Genomic DNA, 18,861 nt, shown 5'->3' with positions numbered 1-18,861 from the left:
GGCTGCTCTTTGAGACAGCATTGTATTAACCTTAATATTTGCGAACATGCGCTATAAGTCGCTTGATTTCTTAAGAGTTTTTAAAAAGGTTGTTTAAATATATTTTATATTTTTGAGCTTTTTCCATTTTGGAAAAAGTATTTTTCTCATTAGCAGGTGTTTAATTAATCTTAAAACTCATATTATTAATCCAGATTAGTAAAAACAACTATAATTTGGGAGATAGAATGATAAAAAGGATTAGTAATATATTATTGGTAACTATATCGTTAGTGACATTGGTTGAGTTTTCTTGTGCTTTTCAGATAGGGTCTTATAGTACATCTATTAATAATCATACAGCACATTCTAGCACTGAGACATTTAATCTTGGTTCTGATACAAGTGCATATGAATATTGTTCATCATAAAAAATTTACTGCTCTTGCTACAGATATAGAGAATAATACTATAGTTATAGACAATTTAACTTTTTAATATTTCTTTAATTATTCTAATTTTATACATTTCAGAAAATATATTGTAGTATCCCAGTAGTACCTCAAATAAAATAAATAAAAGTCTTTAAAGATACTCATTTTGAAGAGTCATATAGATAATTAAAGGTTTTGAGAGTGGTACTCGCAACTGGATTCGAACCAGTGACCCCTACCATGTCAAGGTAGTACTCTAACCAACTGAGCTATGCGAGTATTCGAAGTTTCATTATAGTATTAATTTTTCTAATGTCAAATCTATATGGGATTGGAGCAAAATAATTTGTACTTTTAATAAAAAAAATATATTATTTGCATCTATTTTTTTTAAAATATTTTTTTATGGCTAAAAAGTTTCTAATAATTACTTTTATGCTTTTAAGTATATTTAGCATATCTTTTAGTAGTAATGATGAAACAAATATCTCTCCAAATAATATTAATACTGATGACTCTAATAGCATCACCTCAAACTACTTTATAAAACCTTTTGCTAGTACATGGAGTTCCTTGACAAATGAGGATGATACTTGGGGACCTGAAAATAGGTCTGGTCAATGGCACTTAGGAGTTATGGTTGGTAGTAGTATTCCTGCTTATAATGGTGTAATGCGTGGTCCAATGGCAAATGTGATGATTATGCCAGGTTATAATTTTAATAAATATTTTGGTATTCAATATAACCAAATGATGTCTTTAGGAGGCACATTTACTGGAATAGGTGAGGGTGTAATCATGATCCCAACAGGAACTATGGTTATGCCAAGCTTTGCTGGAGGAGGAGGGTGGTCAAATCTTTCTGGTCCTGTTAAAGGTGCATGGGATGTTGGTGGAGGGCTTAACTTCGTACTCTCAAAACATCTAAATGTCGGCGTTATGTACAGATATATTGAAACAGTAGGCCCTGATCCTGTAGCAGGTGGTGGTATGCAGCAACCAAATGCAAAAGCAGCAATGAGTATGGTATCTGCAGGTTTTACTTGGTTCTTTGGACAAAATAAATAGATTTATGTCTTGGTAAAAATGGATTTTTACTTAGCGATTGTTATTTTTATTGATTAAGTTATTATAGTCTTTATATTTTTTATATTTTTATAATCATGCAAGATAATCTATTTTTTGTAAGTTGCCCTAAGGGGTTGGAACTTCTTTTAAAGGATGAGTTAGAAAGGTTAGATATTTTTTCTCAAGAAAAATTAGCTGGTGTAGAGTTTGAAGGATCTATAGAGGATGCTTATAAAGTTTGTATATACTCATATTTAGCCAGTCAGGTAATGCTTAAAATACAAACTAGTAGAGTCAAAACTCAAGAAGAGTTATATGACTTTGCTAACTCTATCAATTGGGATGAATATTTTTCCGTTGAAAAAAGTTTCAAGATCATAATATCTGGTAGTCATTATGATTTTAATAACTCTATGTTTGTATCACAAAAGGTTAAAGATGCTATAGTTGATCAGTTTAGAGATAAATATGATATCAGACCAGATGTTGATCAAAAAACTCCAGATAATGTAATTAAAATCCATTTAAATAAAGAATATGTAAATATTTTTCTATGTATAAATAATGACAGTTTACATAGAAGAGGTTATAGAAACTTCCAAGGTTATGCTCCACTAAAAGAAAATTTAGCTGCAGCTATCCTTATTAAATCAGGATGGTTAGAACAATTACAAAGTGAGAATCCTGTATTAGTTGACCCGATGTGTGGTTCAGGAACTATACTTATTGAAGCAGCATTGATGGCTAAAAATATTGCTCCAGCATTATTAAACCCAGACTTTAAGGTTTTTGATTCAAAATTACATGATGAAAAGCTATGGTCTAATCTATTAGAAGAAGCAGAGTCTAAAGTAAAGTGTTCAAATGCAATTATCCAAGGCTATGATATTGATAATTACATATTAGAAAAAGCTAAGAAAAATATTGAAATAGCTGGATTAGAAGATGTAATAAATATCAAACAGCAAGATATTAGGGATATTAAAAATATTTTTCCAACAGATGGTGGTTTAATGATTATGAACCCTCCTTATGGAGAAAGGCTTTTTGGCGATAGAATCCCTAAACTAATTGATTCATTTACTCAATTTGATAAAGCTCTTGAGAAAGATTTCCAAGGATGGAATATTGCTATAATCACAAGCTTTTATGATTCAGTAAAAGAGCTTCAATATAGGGCTGTTAGAAAAAATAAGTTTTATAATGGTGCTATTGAGGTAGTTCTATACCAATTTAATATTAATAAAGAATCAAGATTTAAACATGAAACTCAATTAGAAAAAAATATTAGATTAGCAGAATATTCAGCAGAAAAATCTGATGAGCATATAGCTTTTGCCAATAAACTTAAAAAAAATCTAAATAATTTGAAACCTTGGTTAAATCAGAGTGATATAGAATGTTATCGTTTATATGATGCAGATATACCTACATTTGCTATAGCAGTTGATGTTTATGGTGATAAAGTTTACCTACAAGAATATAAAGCAGATGCTACTATTAATCCTCAAATAGCTAAACAAAGATTTTTTCAATCTATATATCAAATACATAATATCCTAAATATTCCTTATGAAAATATCTATACAAGGGTTAGACAAAGACAAAAGGGTGCAAATCAGTATGAAAAGGCTGATACAAAAAAAGAATTTTATATAATAAGAGAAGCTGATGCTAAATTTTATGTAAATTTTACAGATTATTTAGATACAGGTATTTTCTTAGATCATCGAAAAATTAGGCAGTTAGTTGCTAAAGCTAGCAAATATAAAACTATGCTGAACCTTTTCTCTTATACTTGTACAGCAAGTGTTCATGCTGCTTTAAATGGAGCGAAAACCACAAGTGTTGATATGTCTAACACATATCTTGAGTGGGGTATGAAAAACTTTGATCTAAATAATATTGATAGGTCAAAACATAGTTTTATTCAAGCAGATTGTATTCAATGGCTAAAAAATAATAAACAAAAATTTGATGTTATCTTTTTAGACCCTCCAACTTTTTCTAACTCAAAGAGAATGGACGATGTTTTAGATGTACAAAGAGATCATGAAATGCTTATAGATTTAGCTATGAAATCTTTAAACAAAGATGGAGTTTTATATTTTTCTAATAATTACCGTCGTTTTAAAATAGCTCAAAGCATTATTGATAAATATACTTGTGAAAATATAGATAAAAAATGTTTATCTAGAGATTTCTTATCAAATAAAAATATTCATAATTGTTGGGAAATTAGAAATAAATAATTGATAAATCTACATTCTTTTTAGTTTTTACTGACTATTAGTAAATTATCTTTTCTAAGATATGATAAAATTTAGCTAGTTTTAAAGTTTAAGATAAGTCTGATGAGTAGGTTTTCACAAAATTTATTATATTTAGGTGTTTTACTAGTTGTTTTCGCAATATGTGCTGTTTTATTTTATACAAATGAACCAATAAAGCCTCATGGCGTTTTTTTACCAGCTCATGATATAAGGTTGCCAAGCATAGATCCAGATAATGTAAAAGCTTTTGATTTAAAATATAGCCAAAATAAACTTTATAAAGGTGAATTTGATAATGCTATAGGATCTATTAGAGTTTCTATAAACGTTAAAAATCCTCAAGATTTTGAAAGAGCGTGCAATAAAGACCTAGAAGAAGCTGTTAGGTTAGCAGCTGCTAATGGTACGAATACTGTAAGATATATGTGCTTCTTTCCAGAAGGGCAGTTAAATGAATTAAGTACAGTTAATCTTCAAGCTTATGCTTTTAGGGATTAGTTATTATGAAAAAGCTGGATATAGTTTTTGCGGGTACTCCGGACATATCTGCACAAGTATTAAAAGATTTATATAAGACTGAACACAATATCAAAGCAGTTTTAACTCAACCAGATAGAGCAAAAGGCAGAGGAAAAAAAGTTCAATACTCTCCAGTAAAAGAAATTGCTCTAGATCATAATACTCCTGTTTTTCAGCCATTGTCATTTAAAAAGAATCCTGAAGTTTTAGAAGATATAAAAAATTTAAATCCTGATGTAATTATTGTTATTGCATATGGAATTATTGTTCCTAAAGAATTTTTAGATATTCCAAAATATGGCTGCTTAAATATTCATGTTTCACTTCTACCAAGATGGAGAGGTGCTGCACCAATACAAAGGGCAATTCAGGCTGGAGATAAAAAAACAGGTGTTTGTATTATGCAAATGGATGAAGGTTTAGATACAGGTGATATTCTAAAAATTTTAGAAATAGACATATTAGATACAGATACTTCACAGACATTACATGATAAATTTGCAAAGCTTTCTATTAAACCATTGCTAGAGGTTTTAAATAATATTGAAACTATCGAACCACAAAAGCAAAATGGTGATATTACTTATGCTCATAAGATATCAAAAGAAGAAGGAAATATTGATTTTTCTAAGAGATCAGCTGAAATAAGCTGTCAAATAAGAGCATTTACTCCATGGCCATCAGCATATTTTATACTAAATAATGAAACAATTAAGGTTGGCGAGTTTGAGATATTAGACTCTAAAATTAATAGTAATAACTTTGGTGAGATTCTAGATATAAGTAAGAATGGTTTTGATGTGGCTACAGCCGATAAAGTTATTAGATTCAAGCAATTACAATTTCCTGGTAAAAAAATGCTCAATATTGCAGATATATTAAATGGTTATAAAGATTTGAAAAATTATATAGGTAAAAAAGTAGGTTAACATATGAAAGTTGGTTTTATTATTGATAGATTAGAAACCTTTAATATAGGAAAAGATAGTACATACATGATGCTAAATGCTGTCCATGATAAAGGTTGGGATATATATGCTTTTTACTTAAATGACTTAAGTATTCTAAATGGCGTTCCTTTTGGTAATGCTAAGGTATTTAAGTTTAATCATAATAGTGAAAGTAGTTGGTATACGATAGAAAGTGAACATAAAATGGCTCTAACTGACTTAGATGTTATTTTAATGAGAAAAGATCCTCCATTTAATATGGAGTATATATATGTTACATATATGTTAGATTTGGCTAAAAAGGCTAATGTTCTTATAGTCAATAATCCTCAAGCTTTAAGAGATTATAATGAAAAAGTTGCTATATCTAATTTTCCTCAATATTCTCCTCAAACTCTTGTGACAAGAAGTTATGCAGAAATTAATGAGTTTTATGAGCAGTATAAAGATATTATAGTTAAACCTTTAGATGGAATGGGTGGTAGTTCTATTTTTAGAATCAAAGATGGTGATAAAAATAAAAATGTAATCCTTGAAATGCTTACTGAACATCAAACTAAATATATTATGGTTCAAGACTATCAAGCTACAATATCTAAAGGTGATAAAAGAATATTAATAGTGGATGGAGAGCCTATTAATTATTGTTTAGCTAGGATACCTAGTGATAAAGATAATAGAGGTAATTTAGCAGCCGGTGCTACTGCAGAGGTTAGAGAATTAGATTTAGTTGAATACCAAATTGCTAAAGATGTAGCATTAAAATTAAAAACACATGGTGTTATGTTTGCAGGCATAGATGTTATTGGAAATAAACTTACTGAAATTAATATTACTAGCCCAACAGGCATTCAGGAAATTTATAAAAATACAGGGATAAATGCAGCAGGTTTATTGGTTGAAGCAATTGAAAAAAGACTTGAAAAAATGAGGTCATATTAAGATGAGCAGAGATTACTCAAACTCAAAAAAACTTTTTGAAGAAGCAAAAAAATATATCCCAGGTGGAGTTAATTCGCCTGTTAGAGCTTTTAGAAGTGTAGGGCAAGAATATCCTAGGTTTATAAGTTCTGCTAAAGGAGCTTATGTATTTGATGAAGATAATAATCAATATATAGACTATGTTGGTTCATGGGGACCAATGGTATTAGGACATGCAGATGATGAAGTTATTGAGGCTGTACAACAGCAGGCTTTTAATAGTTTAAGTTATGGTGCTCCTTGTAAATTAGAAATTGAGCTTGCTAAAAAGATTATCAGTATTATGTCAAATATTGAGCAAGTTAGATTTGTAAACTCTGGTACAGAAGCTACTATGAGTGCTATCCGTTTAGCTAGAGCATATACAAAAAAAGATAAAATCATCAAGTTTGAAGGGTGCTATCATGGTCATGCAGATGAATTTCTTGTGGCCGCGGGTTCGGGAGCATTATCATTAGGTGAACCAAATTCTCCAGGCGTACCAAAAGATGTTGTAAAAGATACATTAGTTGCTAGTTTTAATGATATAGATTCTGTAAAGGATTTATTTAAAAAGCATGAAGATAGTATTGCTTGTATTATTGTTGAGCCAGTAGCAGGCAATATGAACCTTATTACACCACATAGAAACTTTTTAGCTGAGTTAAGAAAATTATGTGATGAATATAATAGCCTATTAATTTTTGATGAGGTTATGACTGGCTTTAGAGTTGCTTTAAAAGGAGCTCAAAGCTTATATAATATAAAGCCTGATCTTACTACTTTAGGAAAGGTAATAGGTGGAGGCATGCCAGTAGGTGCCTTCGGTGGTAAAAAAGAAATTATGCAATTAATCTCACCAGCAGGATCTGTTTATCAAGCAGGTACATTATCTGGAAATCCTATAGCTATGAAAGCTGGTCTAAAAACTTTAGAAAAAGTAACTGAGCATGGGTTTTATGAGGAATTAACAAAGAAAACTATAACTTTAGTTGATGGTTTAAATAGTGTTGCAAAAGCTAAGAACTTTCCTTTTCATGCCAAAGCTTTAGGTAGTATGTTTGGTTTATTTTTCTGTGATAGTAATATAGAAATAAATAGTTTTTCTGATTTAGCTAAATGTAATATAAAAATGTTCAATGAGTTTTTTGCATATATGCTAGATAATGGAGTATATTTTGCTCCATCTGCATATGAGGCAGGATTTATGTCTATAGCTCATACTGATGAAGATATTCAAAAAACTATAAACATAGCAGAAAAATTCTTTGCAAAATAATTTTATCTAAGCTGATGAATCATCTTCATAAGTAACACTTCTTAATAACTTAATTATACGAACTAAGTTAAGTAATATATAAAAAAAACTACTCAATAGAACAATTGAAAGAAATTGATTTAATAAAAAAGATTCTTTAACTATATTCGCAGATTTATCAAAAACTACTGTTAATAAATATATACAGATGTTTACTATCAATAATTTTGAAAAAACAAAACTAATATAATTTTTACAGATAAGATTATTTTTAAAATAAAATATATCTTGAGTAATTGATATCCTTTTAGATAAAAAGGGATTTCCAGAAGTATGTATCGTTATAAAAGTTACAAAGAATATAGAAATACTTATTGGCAAAAACTTTTGTATACTTTCAACAAGATTTAAATACATTAGTTGTCCATGATGAAGATACATGTATAAGGATGTTAAACAGATATTTAAAAAAAAAGGAAAGAAAAAATTTGTTAAGAGATTTTGTTTACTTAACATATTTGTGAAAGATTAACTAACTATTACTAATCTTCAACTTGATCAGCAGCTTTTTCCATTGGTCCACGAGGATCTACAGCATCTTTAGCATCTTGAGCTTTATCTGCTACAGCATCACCAGCATTATCTAAAGCATCACCAGCTTTTTCTGCAGGGCTTCTTGGATCCATAGCATCAGCAGCATCACTAGTTTTATCAGAAACATAACCAGCAGCCTTAGAAGCTCCTTCTTTAGTAGAATCCAATGCGTCTGAAGATGTATCTGATATTGCATCTCCTGCATCAGAAGCACCTTCTTTAGTTGCTTGCCATGCATCTGATGATTTATTTGCTACAGCTTTTCCTGTACTAGAAGCAGCATCTGCTATATTGCTTCCAGCATTATCCATGCTTTCACCAGCATCTGAAAGGTTTCCTGCAAAAGCTACAGGTGAAATTAAAGTTGATAATAAAATCGTTAAAGCTATTTTCTTTTTATTTTTAGTAAACATATTATTTTCTCCCCATTTCTTATTTAAACGCTTTTCCAAATTCTTTAGCTTGTTTTTCTGCTTCTTCTTTAGCTATTCCATATTTTGCTTGTAAATGTGCAGCAAATTTTTCTATGTTCGCTTTAGTTTCTAATTCTTTGTCATCTTTTATTTCAGCGTACTTTACTTTCATAGTAGCTACGAACTCATTCCATCTGCCTTTTACTGTTTCTTTATTCATTTTTTGACTCCTTATGTTGTCAGTTCATAGTCGAGTATAAGTGCTGTAAAAAATCATGTCAACCTTTTTTTGACAAAAAGTGACAAAAAAATAGAAACATTTTTTACAAAATAAAGTATTATTAAAGTAATTTAATAAATAATAAAATTTATCTGATGGACTGCTCATATTTTAAAAAGCTTATTTATCTTGTGTTCTTACTAAGCAGTATTTCATATGCTTATAGTATGGAATGCCACCCAAAAGTTAATACAAAAAAAAATAATTTTATAGTAGGCTATGGAAGTCTAATAAATTCAAAATCTAGACAAAAAACAGATCCAAATGCTAAAAAAATATATCCCATAATGATAAAAAACTATGAAAGATTATGGGGAAAAAGGTCTAATAAATATAAAATAACATACTTAGTTGTTATACCTAAACTAGATAGTAATTTTAATGCAGTCTACTATTCAGCAAAACCTGAAGATATTAGTAAAACTGATGAAAGAGAAAAAAAATATTGTCGATATAAATTAAAATCAAAAGATATTGAGCAAATAGGTAATATCACTTTAAAAGAGGGTGACTATTGGATATATGCCAAAAAAGAATCAGATATTAAAAAACCAAATAAGGAATATCCAATAAAACAATCATATATAGATATATTTATAGATGGGTGTAAAGAAGTAGAAAAAAACTTCTATCTACCTGATTTTGCTGAATTATGTGTGAAAACAACTAAAGGCTGGGATAAAAAAAATGAGAAAGATGATAGAGATGATCCAACAAGGCCTCTAAATATAAATACTTCTGAAAGAAAAATTGATACTCTCGTAAAAAATAATACTAATTAATCAATTTATATATATCAAATAACAGTATCAATAATTGCAAAGGTTATAACTCTAACCTATAATTTATCAAAGACATTTTAAGTACTATTTTACTTACTTATACAAATAAAGGAGATCAATTGTGTCATCACTAATTAATAAAGTAGTTGCAAGACAAATTTTAGATTCTAGAGGAAATCCAACAGTTGAAGTTGATGTAATATTAGAAAGCGGTGCCTTTGGTAGAGCTGCTGTGCCATCAGGTGCATCCACTGGTATTAGAGAAGCTTTAGAATTAAGAGATGGTAATAAAGATATTTATTTAGGTAAAAGTGTTTATAAAGCCGTTGAGAATGTTAATACAAGAATATCTCAGGTAGTAAAAGGTATTGATGCTTTAGATCAAAGATTAGTTGATAAAACTATGATTGAACTAGATGGAACTGAAAACAAAAGAGAACTTGGTGCAAATGCTATTTTAGGTGTTTCATTAGCTACAGCTAGAGCAGCAGCATCTCATTTGAGAAAACCTTTCTATCGTTATTTGATGGATGTAAAAGAATACTTAATGCCAGTTCCTATGATGAATGTTATCAATGGTGGCGCTCATGCTGATAACAATGTTGATATGCAAGAATTTATGATTGTACCAGCTGGCTTTGATAGTTTTTCAGAAGCATTAAGATGTGGTACAGAAGTATTCCATATTCTAAAAAAGGTTCTTATAGAAGATGGCTACACAGTAGCAGGAGTGGGTGATGAGGGTGGTTATGCTCCAAATTTACCTTCAAATGAATCTGCTATTGAAGCTATTTTAAAAGCTATTACAAAAGCTGGATATGAGCCAGGTAAACATGTATTTATCGCACTAGATCCTGCTAGTAGTGAATTCTACAAGGATGGTAGATATGAACTAAAATCAGAGAATAAATCTCTTACTTCAGAAGAAATGGTAAACTATTATGCTGAATGGGTAGAGAAATATCCTATCGTTTCTATAGAGGATGGATTAGCAGAAGAAGACTGGAACGGTTGGAAACTGTTAACTGAAAAATTAGGTGATAAAGTTCAATTAGTTGGCGATGACTTATTTGTAACTAATGCAAGTATTCTAGCTCAAGGAATAGAAAAGGGTGTTGCTAATTCTATTCTAGTTAAATTAAATCAAATTGGATCATTAACTGAAACATTTGAAACAATGGCTATGGCTGGTCAAGCTGGTTATACTTGTGTTGTTTCTCATCGCTCAGGAGAGACTTCTGATACTATAATAGCTGATTTAGCAGTAGCTACTTGTTCAGGTCAAATCAAAACAGGTTCTTTATGTAGATCTGATCGTATTTCTAAATATAATCAGCTTCTAAGAATAGAGGAAGAACTTGGTGAAAATGCTATTTACCCAGGAATAAAAGCTTTTGTATTTGCTTCAGCTCAAGAAGATGAGAATAACCATGTGAATGAAGAAGTAAAAGAGACAATTGTAAAAGAAACAGAAAACGTTGTTATAAGTGTAGAAGAATAATTTTAAATGAAGGTAAAAACAAATACTCCTTTCTATGCTTTTATAGCAGTAGTTATTTTACTAATAGTTTCTTTACAATATAACTTCTGGTTTAGTGATACAGGATATTTAAAGCTTAAAAGTTTAAGAGTTAAAGTTGTCCAAGAAAAGCAAGAAGTTAATAACAAACAGCTAAACAATGAAAAGTTATATTCTGAAGTAGTCTCTTTAAGAGATAATAATAGTGTTTTAGAAAATTTAGCTAGAGAGAATCTTGGATACATTAAAAAAGGAGAAGTTTTTTATAGTGTCGAGTAACCCTAAAAAAATATTAATTATTCCAGCTGCAGGCATTGGCTCAAGGATGGAATTAGATCTACCAAAACAATATTTTAAACTAAGCAATAATAAAACTATTCTTGATAATACAATTTCAGTTCTTTTAGAAAAACAATTTTTTGATCTAGTTATAGTTTCTCTAAGCGATGAGGATAAATATTGGATAAAATCAGAGTTTGCAACTCATCCATTAATAAAAACTTGTATTGGTGGAGAAACAAGATTTCACAGCGTTTATAATGCTCTTAGCTTCATAAAAGATATAGCCAATGAGAGAGACTGGATATTTGTCCATGATGCTGCTAGACCTTGTATTAACATAGAAAGTGTAGAAAGTTTATTAAACAAGGTTTCTACTAATGTTAATTCAAATTCTGGTATATTAGCTATTAGAGCATTTGAAACAGTAAAAGAAGTTACAAATAATAAAATTATTAAAACTTTAAATAGAGAAAATATATGGTTAGCTCAAACTCCTCAACTATCAAAATTTGGAGATTTATTAAGCGCATTTAATTTCTGTTCCAATAATAATCTAATAAATAACGTTACAGATGAAGCTTCTGCTTTAGAATTATATGGTGATAATCCAATAATTGTAGAAGGGTTAAAAAGTAATATTAAAGTAACAAAGCAAGAAGATTTAGAATTTGTAGAATTTTTCTTAAGTAAAAAGTAGTTTTTACCAAGCAGCAATAGCAGCGCCATTTGGATAAAGCTCATCAACTAATTTTATCATTTCATCATTATTATAAGCTTTAACATAGTTTTGAAGGTTTGGATTATTTTTTTGACTCTTTTGTACAGCAATAATATTCGCAAAAGGAGAATCTTTAGGTTCAATAAATAATGCATTTTTAAGACTTAAGCCAGCTTTAGCCAAGTAATCATTATTAATTACTGCTATGTCAACATCTTGAAGATTATTAGGAATTTGATCAGCCTGCAAAGGTATAATCTTAAGATGCTTATTATTTGTTACAACACTATTAGGCGTCGCATTCCACTTAACATCTTTTCTTAATTTAATAAGTCCAGTATCTTCAAGAATCATTAGAGCTCTTCCCTGATTTGTTGGATCATTTGGAATAGCTACAGTTGCTCCATCTTTTAATTCACCTAAGTTATCTATTCTTTTAGAGAAAACGCCCATAGGATATAAGAAAGTTTTTCCAATATAAGTTAAATCATAACCAAATTGTTTTATTTGATCTTCTAAGAAAGGAATATGTTGAAAAACATTCGCCTGAATTTCACCATCATTTAATGCTCTATTTGGAATGTTATAGTCACCAAAAGTTACTAGTTTTATATCTAAGCCATATTTCTCTTTAGCAATCTTCTTACTTAATTGCATTATTTTATCTTGAGGGGGGCTAGTGACATAACCTATAGTGATTTCATTTGTATTAACTTTACTATTGTTATAATAAATTTGAGCACCACTACCTAAAATTAATATAGCTGTAACAATCCATAAACTAGTTAATCTTTTTGTTGAAACTAAGTAGTTACCATATGATTGGCACAGTTGCACAAGAATAACTAACATTATTACTCCTCCAAAAAGAAGAGTATAGTTGCTATAGTTATAACCTTTAAAATAAGTTAAGTCACCAAGACCGCCACCACCAACAATACCAGCCATAGCAGAGAAACCTATTAATGAAATACATGTCAATGTAGCAGCATCTATTAATAGACTTTTAGACTCTGGTAAAAGTACTTTGAAAATTATTTGAAACTTTGTAGCTCCCATTGCTGTAGCAGCTTCTATTAATCCTTTATCAACTTCTTTCAAAGAAGATTCTGTTAACCTAGCATAAAATGGAAGGGCAGCTATCGCTAAAGGCACTATTGAAGCTGTAGTCCCAATAGTAGTTCCAACAATTATCCTAGTTATAGGGTAAAGTAAGATCAAAAGTATAATATAAGGAATACTTCTAGTAATATTTATTATTATTCCAATAGTTTTATTAGAGCCTCTTATAAAAATATTTTTACTATCTTTTGTAATATATAAAACTATACCAAGTGCAATACCACCAATAACTGCTACAAGTGTAGCAATGAAAACCATAAATATAGTTTCCCAAGTTGCACCGATTATTAAATTTAGCTCAGTAAGGTTAGATGTTATCTGTTGATGCATAGCCCAGTACCTTTAAGTTTACTTCTTGAGTAGATAAGAATTTTAATGCTTCTTCCCAGTCTTTTCTCTCGCCAGTTATATGACAAATTGCTATTCCTACAATCTGCTGATGAATCCTTTCGATGTTCGCTTGGATAATACTAGCATTGGCATTAAATTTTTTAGATATTTGTGAAATAATAGGTGCTTTACCTTTTAATCCATAAAATGTGAGCCTTACTAATGGAAAAAGATTATCATGAGAGTAAGGGTTATCATGTAATTTAGATAATAAATAGTTTGGTATCTTTGTGTTAATACTTGTTTCAACAAAAGCTCTTGTAACATCAGCTTTTGGATTTAAGAAGATATTAATAGTATCTCCAAGTTCTACTATTTTTCCTTTATCTATAATAGCTACTCGATCACAAATATTTTTAACTACATCCATCTCATGTGTGATAAGTACAATTGTTAAATTTAACTCTCTATTTAATTTTTTTAATAATTTAAGAATTTGCTTAGTTGAAGTTGGATCTAATGCAGAGGTTGCCTCATCAGAAAGCAAAACTAAAGGATTTAATGCTAAAGCTCTAGCAATAGCAACTTTTTGCTTTTGACCTCCGCTTAGTTCATTAGGGTAAGCATTTGCTTTACCTGGCAACTCAACTAACTCAAGTAGCTCTAAAACTCTCTTTTTTATATTTGGTTTACTATATCCTTGAATTTCCAAAGGTAATGCTACATTTTCAAAAACATTTCTTGAGGACAGTAGATTAAAATGTTGAAAAATCATTCCAAGATTTTTTCTAAAAGCTCTTAAAGCCTTTGGATTTTTCTTAGTAATATCTTCATCTGCAACAAATACTTTACCATCAGAAGGTTCTTCAAGTAAATTTAAACAACGAAGTAAAGAGCTCTTTCCAGCACCACTATGTCCAATAATACCAAATATCTCTCCTTTCTTGATTTCCAAATTTATATTATCAAGAACTAAGTTTGATACTCCATTGGTTATATATTCTTTTTTTAAGTTTTCTACTCTTATCATTCTATCAGGCCTTATATTTAACTTTTGGCTTTTGCCTTATCACCAATTTTACTTTCTTCACCTTTTATCAATCTCTGTATATTGCCTTTATGCTTTATAATCACAATAAGAGCTATTATTATAAAAGGAATAGCAACTTTGAAACTTGCTAGAAATATTACAGATAAGCATGAAATAGTAGTTGCCACTAGAGCTGAAAGAGAGGAATATTTTGTAATTTTAGCTACTAAAACCCATGTTATTACAAAAATTAATCCTACTATCCAGCAAAAACCAAATAATGTTCCTATTAAAGTAGCAACACCTTTGCCACCTTTAAATCCAAAGAAAATTGGAAAGATATGTCCTAAAACAGCATATAGTGCAACAAAGGCTACTATAAATTCACTACTGCTATAAATATTAGCTACAACTACTGGAACAAGGCCTTTAAGCAAATCAAATAACAAAGTCAAAGCTGCAGGAACTTTCCCACCAATTCTTAAAACATTTGTTGTGCCAGGATTCCCAGAACCTACTGATTTAGGGGAGGGAAGCCTAAATAAATAACATATAATAATAGCACTATTAATAGACCCTAATAGGTAAGCAAATATTAATAATGAAAAATTTACTAAATCCATTTTTATTACTCCTGTTATAAAAAATATTCATTTAAATATAAATTTTAGGATAAATAATACTATTTCCTAGAGATATAGACTAGCTATTTTTATTGCTATTAGAGAGTTATTTTTATAGCATAGTAAACTGCAATAGTTAGTACTAATTATAAAATATAGATATTTATAGTATGAGTGTAATGAAATTTAAAATATTAAATAAGCAGAATAAAGCAAGAAGGGGGATCATCAGTTTTCCTAGAGGAGATATTCAAACTCCAGCTTTTATGCCTGTTGGGACTTATGGGGCAGTTAAGTCCATGTCTCCTGTAGAATTAAAAGAATTAGGAGCAGAGATTATATTAGGTAATACATTTCATCTATGGCTAAGACCTGGTACAGATATCGTTAAAAAACATGGTGACCTACATGATTTTATAGGCTGGGATAAGCCTATATTAACAGACTCTGGTGGTTTCCAAGTATTTAGCCTTGGAAAAATGAGAAAGCTTATAGAAGAAGGTGTAACTTTTAGCTCTCCTATAAATGGAGCAAAAGTTTTTTTATCTCCAGAAATCTCTATGCAAGTTCAAAGAGATCTAGGCTCAGATATTGTAATGTGTTTTGATGAATGTACTCCATATCCGGCTACAGAAAAAGAAGCTAAAGATTCTATGGAGCTATCTATGCGTTGGGCAAAGAGATCTAAAGATGCTCACGGAGATAATCCATCTGCATTATTTGGCATTGTCCAAGGTGGTATGTATGAGCATTTACGTGATGAGTCATTAGCAGCATTAAAAGAAATTGATTTTGATGGTTATGCTATAGGAGGCTTGTCTGTTGGTGAACCTAAAGAAGATATGATTAGAGTTTTAGATCATATAGCTTATAAATTACCAGAAGATAAACCAAGATATTTAATGGGAGTTGGTACTCCTAAAGACTTGGTTGAAGCTGTGTATAGAGGCATAGATATGTTTGACTGTGTTATGCCTTCACGAAATGCTAGGAATGGTCATTTGTTTACAAGTGATGGGGTAATTAGAATTCGAAACTCTAAATATAAAGAGGACACATCTACTTTAGACAAAAACTGTGATTGTTATACCTGTAAGAATTTTTCAAAAAGCTATTTACATCACTTAGATAAAACTAAAGAAATACTTGGTGCAAGACTAAATACTGTTCATAACTTACATTACTACCAAAAGCTAATGCAAAGTATAAGAAAAGCTATAGAAGAAGAAAGGTTTGAAGACTTTTATAAAGACTTTATAGTAAGCTACAAGTAATAGTATTTGATAATACCATGTGTGTAATGTAAAATTTTGTCGTTTAATTATAAAAATGTAATGTATTTAAATTAGGGAGTAACTTAATAATGAAAAAAATAATTCTATCTTTAGCAGCGATTACTTTATTTAGCTCAACATCTTTCGCAGCTGATGCTGCAGGTAGTCAAGCAGGCAGTCCAATAGCTTCTATATTGATGCTAGTAGTTTTCTTTGCAATCTTTTGGTTCCTTTTAATTAGACCTCAACAAAAGAAAAATAAAGAACTTCGTAAAATGTTATCTGAATTAACTAAAGGTGATGAAGTTCTTACTAGCGGCGGAATAGTTGGTAGAATCGTTAAATTAGGCGACACTTTTGTTGATTTAGAAATTGCTGATAATTTAACTGTTAAAGTTCAAAGAAATGCTATCGGTAATGTTTTACCAAAAGGTACTTTAAAAGCATAATTTACTAATTATATAAAATTCTTCATTTTATCTTTTTTATTGTTTGAAGGAATCCTCCATGGCAAAACATAAAACTCTTCCAGTAAATCAATTTCCATTATGGAAAAATTTATTAATAGTATTCATATTAGCATTGTCTTTATTCTATGCTTTACCAAATGTATTTGGTAAAAATCCAGCCTTACAGGTTTCAGAGAAGGATTCAAATGTTACAGAACAAACCTTGTCTAAAGTAGAAGATATTCTAAAAAAAGATAAAATAGTTTATGAGAAAACATACATTGCCGATAATGAAAGTAATATTTCAATAGTATTTAACAATGTTGATGATCAGCTATCAGCTAAAAAAGCTCTTAAAGACGAGTTAGGTGCTAATTATGTAATAGCTATGAATATGCTATCTAATTCTCCAGCATGGTTAACAGCATTAGGTGCTTCTCCAATGAATCTTGGTCTAGATTTAAGAGGTGGTATATACCTAATGTTAGAAGCAGATACACAATCAGCAGTTAATGCTCAGTTAGATAACTCATTAAATATAGTTTTAAATTACCTAAAAGAAAAAAATATTACTGTCAGCAGTAGTAAGAAAGCTGAAGAAAAAGGAAATATTATTGATGTTCCTAAGAGCTATACACAAAATGGCTATTTCTCTGTTACATTAGCTAATAACAATGATGCTCAATCTTTGGTTGATTACTTAAAAAATGATTATAAAAAGAATCAAGATTATCAAATAGCATACATGGTTAAAGGTAAAACTGTATATGTAACATTTGATAGTGCTAAAATCCTACAACTTCAACAAGATGCAATATCTCAAGTTGTTACAGTAATGAGAAATAGGGTTAATGCACTAGGTGTTTCAGAAGCTTCTGTTGCTCAAGCTGGACAAAATAGAGTGGTTATAGAGATTCCAGGATTGCAAGATGCTACACAAGCTAAACAAATTCTAGGTGGGACATCTACAGCTAACTTTTATTTGGTACAACTTGTTACTGATAGGTTAGCAACTGAGGAACAGGGCTATAAAGTATACGAATTAGATAATGATAGTAGGGGATATAAAAGCTACTATAGTCTAAAAGGTTTACCTGTAGCTGGTGGAGCAGATATTATTAATGCTAATCCAGGAGTAGACCAACAAACAGGATTACCTATTGTTAAAGTTGAACTAAGTCGTACAGCAGCCAGCCACTTTAGAGAAATGACTTCTAAAAACATTGGTAACCCAATGGGAGTAATGCTCGTAAATATAACTTATGATAAAGTTAAAAATAAAGATGGCAGCGACAAAACAACTATAGATAAAACAGAAAAATTAATAAATGTTGCAACTATCCAATCTGCTTTAGGCTCACATTTTCAAATAACTGGGCTCGGGCAAAAAGAAGCAAATAATTTAGCATTAATGATTCGTTCGGGTGCTTTACAAGTTCCTGTACATATTGTTCAAGAACAACAAATTGGTCCAAGCCTTGGTAAAGATAATATTGAAAAAGGTATGATCTCTATCATTGCTGCATTAGGCGCTGTTATAGTTTTCATACTTATTTATTATAGAGTTTTTGGAATTATAGCAAATATTGCTCTTGTACTTAATTTATTGATGATTGTAGCTGTTATGTCAATTATCCCGGGAGCAACTTTAACTCTTCCTGGTATAGCCGGCATTGTTTTAAACCTAGGTATGTCTATAGATGGAAATGTTCTTATTTTTGAAAGAATTAGAGAGGAAATAAGAGCAGGAATACCAAGACAGTCAGCTATACATATTGGTTATGAAAAAGCATTTGCTACTATCGTTGATTCAAATATCACCACATTGATAGTTGCTGTAATTCTTTTCTTCATAGGTACAGGTGCTGTTAAAGGCTTTGCTATAACTTTAATGATAGGTATTGTAACTTCTATGTTTACTGCAGTTACAGTCTCAAGAGCTATGACAAACTTTGTTTATGGTAAAAGAAAAAAATTAGAAAAAATATCTATAGGTATTTAAGA

At 30.1% G+C, this 18,861-nt stretch carries 20 protein-coding genes and 1 tRNA gene; 14 read left to right on the top strand and 7 right to left on the bottom strand.

Annotated features, from left to right (window positions below; all coding sequences use genetic code 11):
- Positions 1 to 227 precede the first annotated feature (227 nt).
- Positions 228 to 410 carry a hypothetical protein gene (locus DNK87_RS02175; RefSeq protein ID WP_119330416.1) on the top strand — a complete coding sequence of 61 codons (183 nt, stop codon included), beginning with the start codon at positions 228 to 230 and terminating at the stop codon, positions 408 to 410.
- A 205-nt stretch (positions 411 to 615) separates the two neighbouring features.
- Here DNK87_RS02175 and DNK87_RS02170 read toward each other — a convergent pair.
- Positions 616 to 692 (bottom strand) — tRNA-Val (locus DNK87_RS02170).
- A gap of 126 nt (positions 693 to 818) precedes the next feature.
- Here DNK87_RS02170 and DNK87_RS02165 point away from each other — a divergent pair.
- The 6 genes from DNK87_RS02165 to hemL all read left to right on the top strand — a co-directional run bounded on the left by DNK87_RS02165 (position 819) and on the right by hemL (position 7,462).
- On the top strand, positions 819 to 1,481 hold the full coding sequence (locus DNK87_RS02165) for a hypothetical protein (protein WP_244614589.1): 663 nt from the start codon (positions 819 to 821) through the stop codon (positions 1,479 to 1,481).
- Positions 1,482 to 1,576: 95 nt separating this feature from the next.
- Positions 1,577 to 3,733, top strand: a complete 2,157-nt coding sequence (gene rlmKL, locus DNK87_RS02160; protein WP_119330417.1) for a bifunctional 23S rRNA (guanine(2069)-N(7))-methyltransferase RlmK/23S rRNA (guanine(2445)-N(2))-methyltransferase RlmL — start codon at positions 1,577 to 1,579, stop codon at positions 3,731 to 3,733.
- 102 nt (positions 3,734 to 3,835) lie between these two features.
- Positions 3,836 to 4,252 carry a Francisella virulence factor A gene (fvfA, locus tag DNK87_RS02155; protein WP_119330418.1) on the top strand — a complete coding sequence of 139 codons (417 nt, stop codon included), beginning with the start codon at positions 3,836 to 3,838 and terminating at the stop codon, positions 4,250 to 4,252.
- Between the two features lie 5 nt (positions 4,253 to 4,257).
- The gene (gene fmt, locus DNK87_RS02150) at positions 4,258 to 5,202 is read left to right on the top strand and encodes a methionyl-tRNA formyltransferase (protein WP_119330419.1); all 945 of its coding nucleotides are present in this window, start codon (positions 4,258 to 4,260) and stop codon (positions 5,200 to 5,202) included.
- Positions 5,203 to 5,205: 3 nt separating this feature from the next.
- Positions 5,206 to 6,165, top strand: a complete 960-nt coding sequence (gene gshB / locus DNK87_RS02145; RefSeq protein ID WP_119330420.1) for a glutathione synthase — start codon at positions 5,206 to 5,208, stop codon at positions 6,163 to 6,165.
- Position 6,166: 1 nt separating this feature from the next.
- The gene (hemL, locus tag DNK87_RS02140; RefSeq protein WP_119330421.1) at positions 6,167 to 7,462 is read left to right on the top strand and encodes a glutamate-1-semialdehyde 2,1-aminomutase; all 1,296 of its coding nucleotides are present in this window, start codon (positions 6,167 to 6,169) and stop codon (positions 7,460 to 7,462) included.
- Positions 7,463 to 7,468: 6 nt separating this feature from the next.
- Here hemL and DNK87_RS02135 read toward each other — a convergent pair whose 3' ends face one another.
- The 3 genes from DNK87_RS02135 to DNK87_RS02125 form a co-directional block, all read right to left on the bottom strand.
- Positions 7,469 to 7,858 (bottom strand): hypothetical protein, encoded by a 390-nt coding sequence (locus DNK87_RS02135; protein WP_159240191.1) that lies wholly within the window; start codon positions 7,856 to 7,858, stop codon positions 7,469 to 7,471.
- 125 nt (positions 7,859 to 7,983) lie between these two features.
- Positions 7,984 to 8,448 (bottom strand): prolipoprotein diacylglyceryl transferase, encoded by a 465-nt coding sequence (locus DNK87_RS02130; RefSeq protein WP_154401839.1) that lies wholly within the window; start codon positions 8,446 to 8,448, stop codon positions 7,984 to 7,986.
- Positions 8,449 to 8,467: 19 nt separating this feature from the next.
- Entirely contained in the window at positions 8,468 to 8,668 is a 201-nt protein-coding gene (locus tag DNK87_RS02125; RefSeq protein WP_119330424.1) for a CsbD family protein, read from the bottom strand.
- A 155-nt stretch (positions 8,669 to 8,823) separates the two neighbouring features.
- On the opposite strand from DNK87_RS02125, the gene DNK87_RS02120 reads away from it, so the two are divergent.
- From DNK87_RS02120 to ispD, 4 genes are all read left to right on the top strand, one after another.
- Positions 8,824 to 9,510 carry a gamma-glutamylcyclotransferase family protein gene (locus DNK87_RS02120; protein WP_154401840.1) on the top strand — a complete coding sequence of 229 codons (687 nt, stop codon included), beginning with the start codon at positions 8,824 to 8,826 and terminating at the stop codon, positions 9,508 to 9,510.
- Between the two features lie 121 nt (positions 9,511 to 9,631).
- Positions 9,632 to 11,011: a phosphopyruvate hydratase gene (eno, locus tag DNK87_RS02115; protein WP_119330426.1), complete on the top strand. Its 1,380-nt coding sequence runs from the start codon at positions 9,632 to 9,634 to the stop codon at positions 11,009 to 11,011.
- 6 nt (positions 11,012 to 11,017) lie between these two features.
- Positions 11,018 to 11,308, top strand: coding sequence for an FtsB family cell division protein (locus DNK87_RS02110; RefSeq protein ID WP_119330427.1), 291 nt, complete (start codon positions 11,018 to 11,020; stop codon positions 11,306 to 11,308).
- Complete coding sequence (gene ispD, locus DNK87_RS02105) at positions 11,298 to 12,008, top strand: 2-C-methyl-D-erythritol 4-phosphate cytidylyltransferase (RefSeq protein ID WP_244614588.1); 711 nt, start codon at positions 11,298 to 11,300, stop codon at positions 12,006 to 12,008. The genes DNK87_RS02110 and ispD overlap by 11 nt, the downstream gene beginning before the upstream one ends.
- A 3-nt stretch (positions 12,009 to 12,011) precedes the next feature.
- Here ispD and DNK87_RS02100 read toward each other — a convergent pair whose 3' ends face one another.
- Genes DNK87_RS02100 through plsY form a run of 3 tightly spaced genes read right to left on the bottom strand, consistent with a single transcriptional unit; the run spans position 12,012 to position 15,134 of the window.
- Entirely contained in the window at positions 12,012 to 13,481 is a 1,470-nt protein-coding gene (locus DNK87_RS02100) for a MetQ/NlpA family ABC transporter substrate-binding protein (RefSeq protein ID WP_119330428.1), read from the bottom strand.
- The gene (locus DNK87_RS02095; protein WP_119330429.1) at positions 13,459 to 14,511 is read right to left on the bottom strand and encodes a methionine ABC transporter ATP-binding protein; all 1,053 of its coding nucleotides are present in this window, start codon (positions 14,509 to 14,511) and stop codon (positions 13,459 to 13,461) included. Before DNK87_RS02095 ends, DNK87_RS02100 begins: the two co-directional genes overlap by 23 nt.
- Positions 14,512 to 14,528: 17 nt before the next feature.
- Positions 14,529 to 15,134, bottom strand: coding sequence for a glycerol-3-phosphate 1-O-acyltransferase PlsY (gene plsY, locus DNK87_RS02090; protein ID WP_119330430.1), 606 nt, complete (start codon positions 15,132 to 15,134; stop codon positions 14,529 to 14,531).
- Between the two features lie 170 nt (positions 15,135 to 15,304).
- Here plsY and tgt point away from each other — a divergent pair, with 170 nt between their 5' ends.
- From tgt to secD, 3 genes are all read left to right on the top strand, one after another.
- Positions 15,305 to 16,408 carry a tRNA guanosine(34) transglycosylase Tgt gene (gene tgt, locus DNK87_RS02085; protein WP_119330431.1) on the top strand — a complete coding sequence of 368 codons (1,104 nt, stop codon included), beginning with the start codon at positions 15,305 to 15,307 and terminating at the stop codon, positions 16,406 to 16,408.
- 89 nt (positions 16,409 to 16,497) lie between these two features.
- Entirely contained in the window at positions 16,498 to 16,857 is a 360-nt protein-coding gene (yajC, locus tag DNK87_RS02080) for a preprotein translocase subunit YajC (RefSeq protein WP_119330432.1), read from the top strand.
- A gap of 58 nt (positions 16,858 to 16,915) precedes the next feature.
- A complete protein-coding gene (secD, locus tag DNK87_RS02075; RefSeq protein ID WP_119330433.1) occupies positions 16,916 to 18,859 on the top strand; it encodes a protein translocase subunit SecD in 1,944 nt (647 codons plus the stop codon).
- Positions 18,860 to 18,861: the final 2 nt, after the last annotated feature.

The organism is Pseudofrancisella aestuarii (genome assembly GCF_003574475.2).
Classification (GTDB): Bacteria; Pseudomonadota; Gammaproteobacteria; order Francisellales; family Francisellaceae; genus Francisella; species Francisella aestuarii.
Note: the sequence above shows the minus strand (reverse complement) of the source record. Positions and strands in the feature narration are given on the sequence as shown.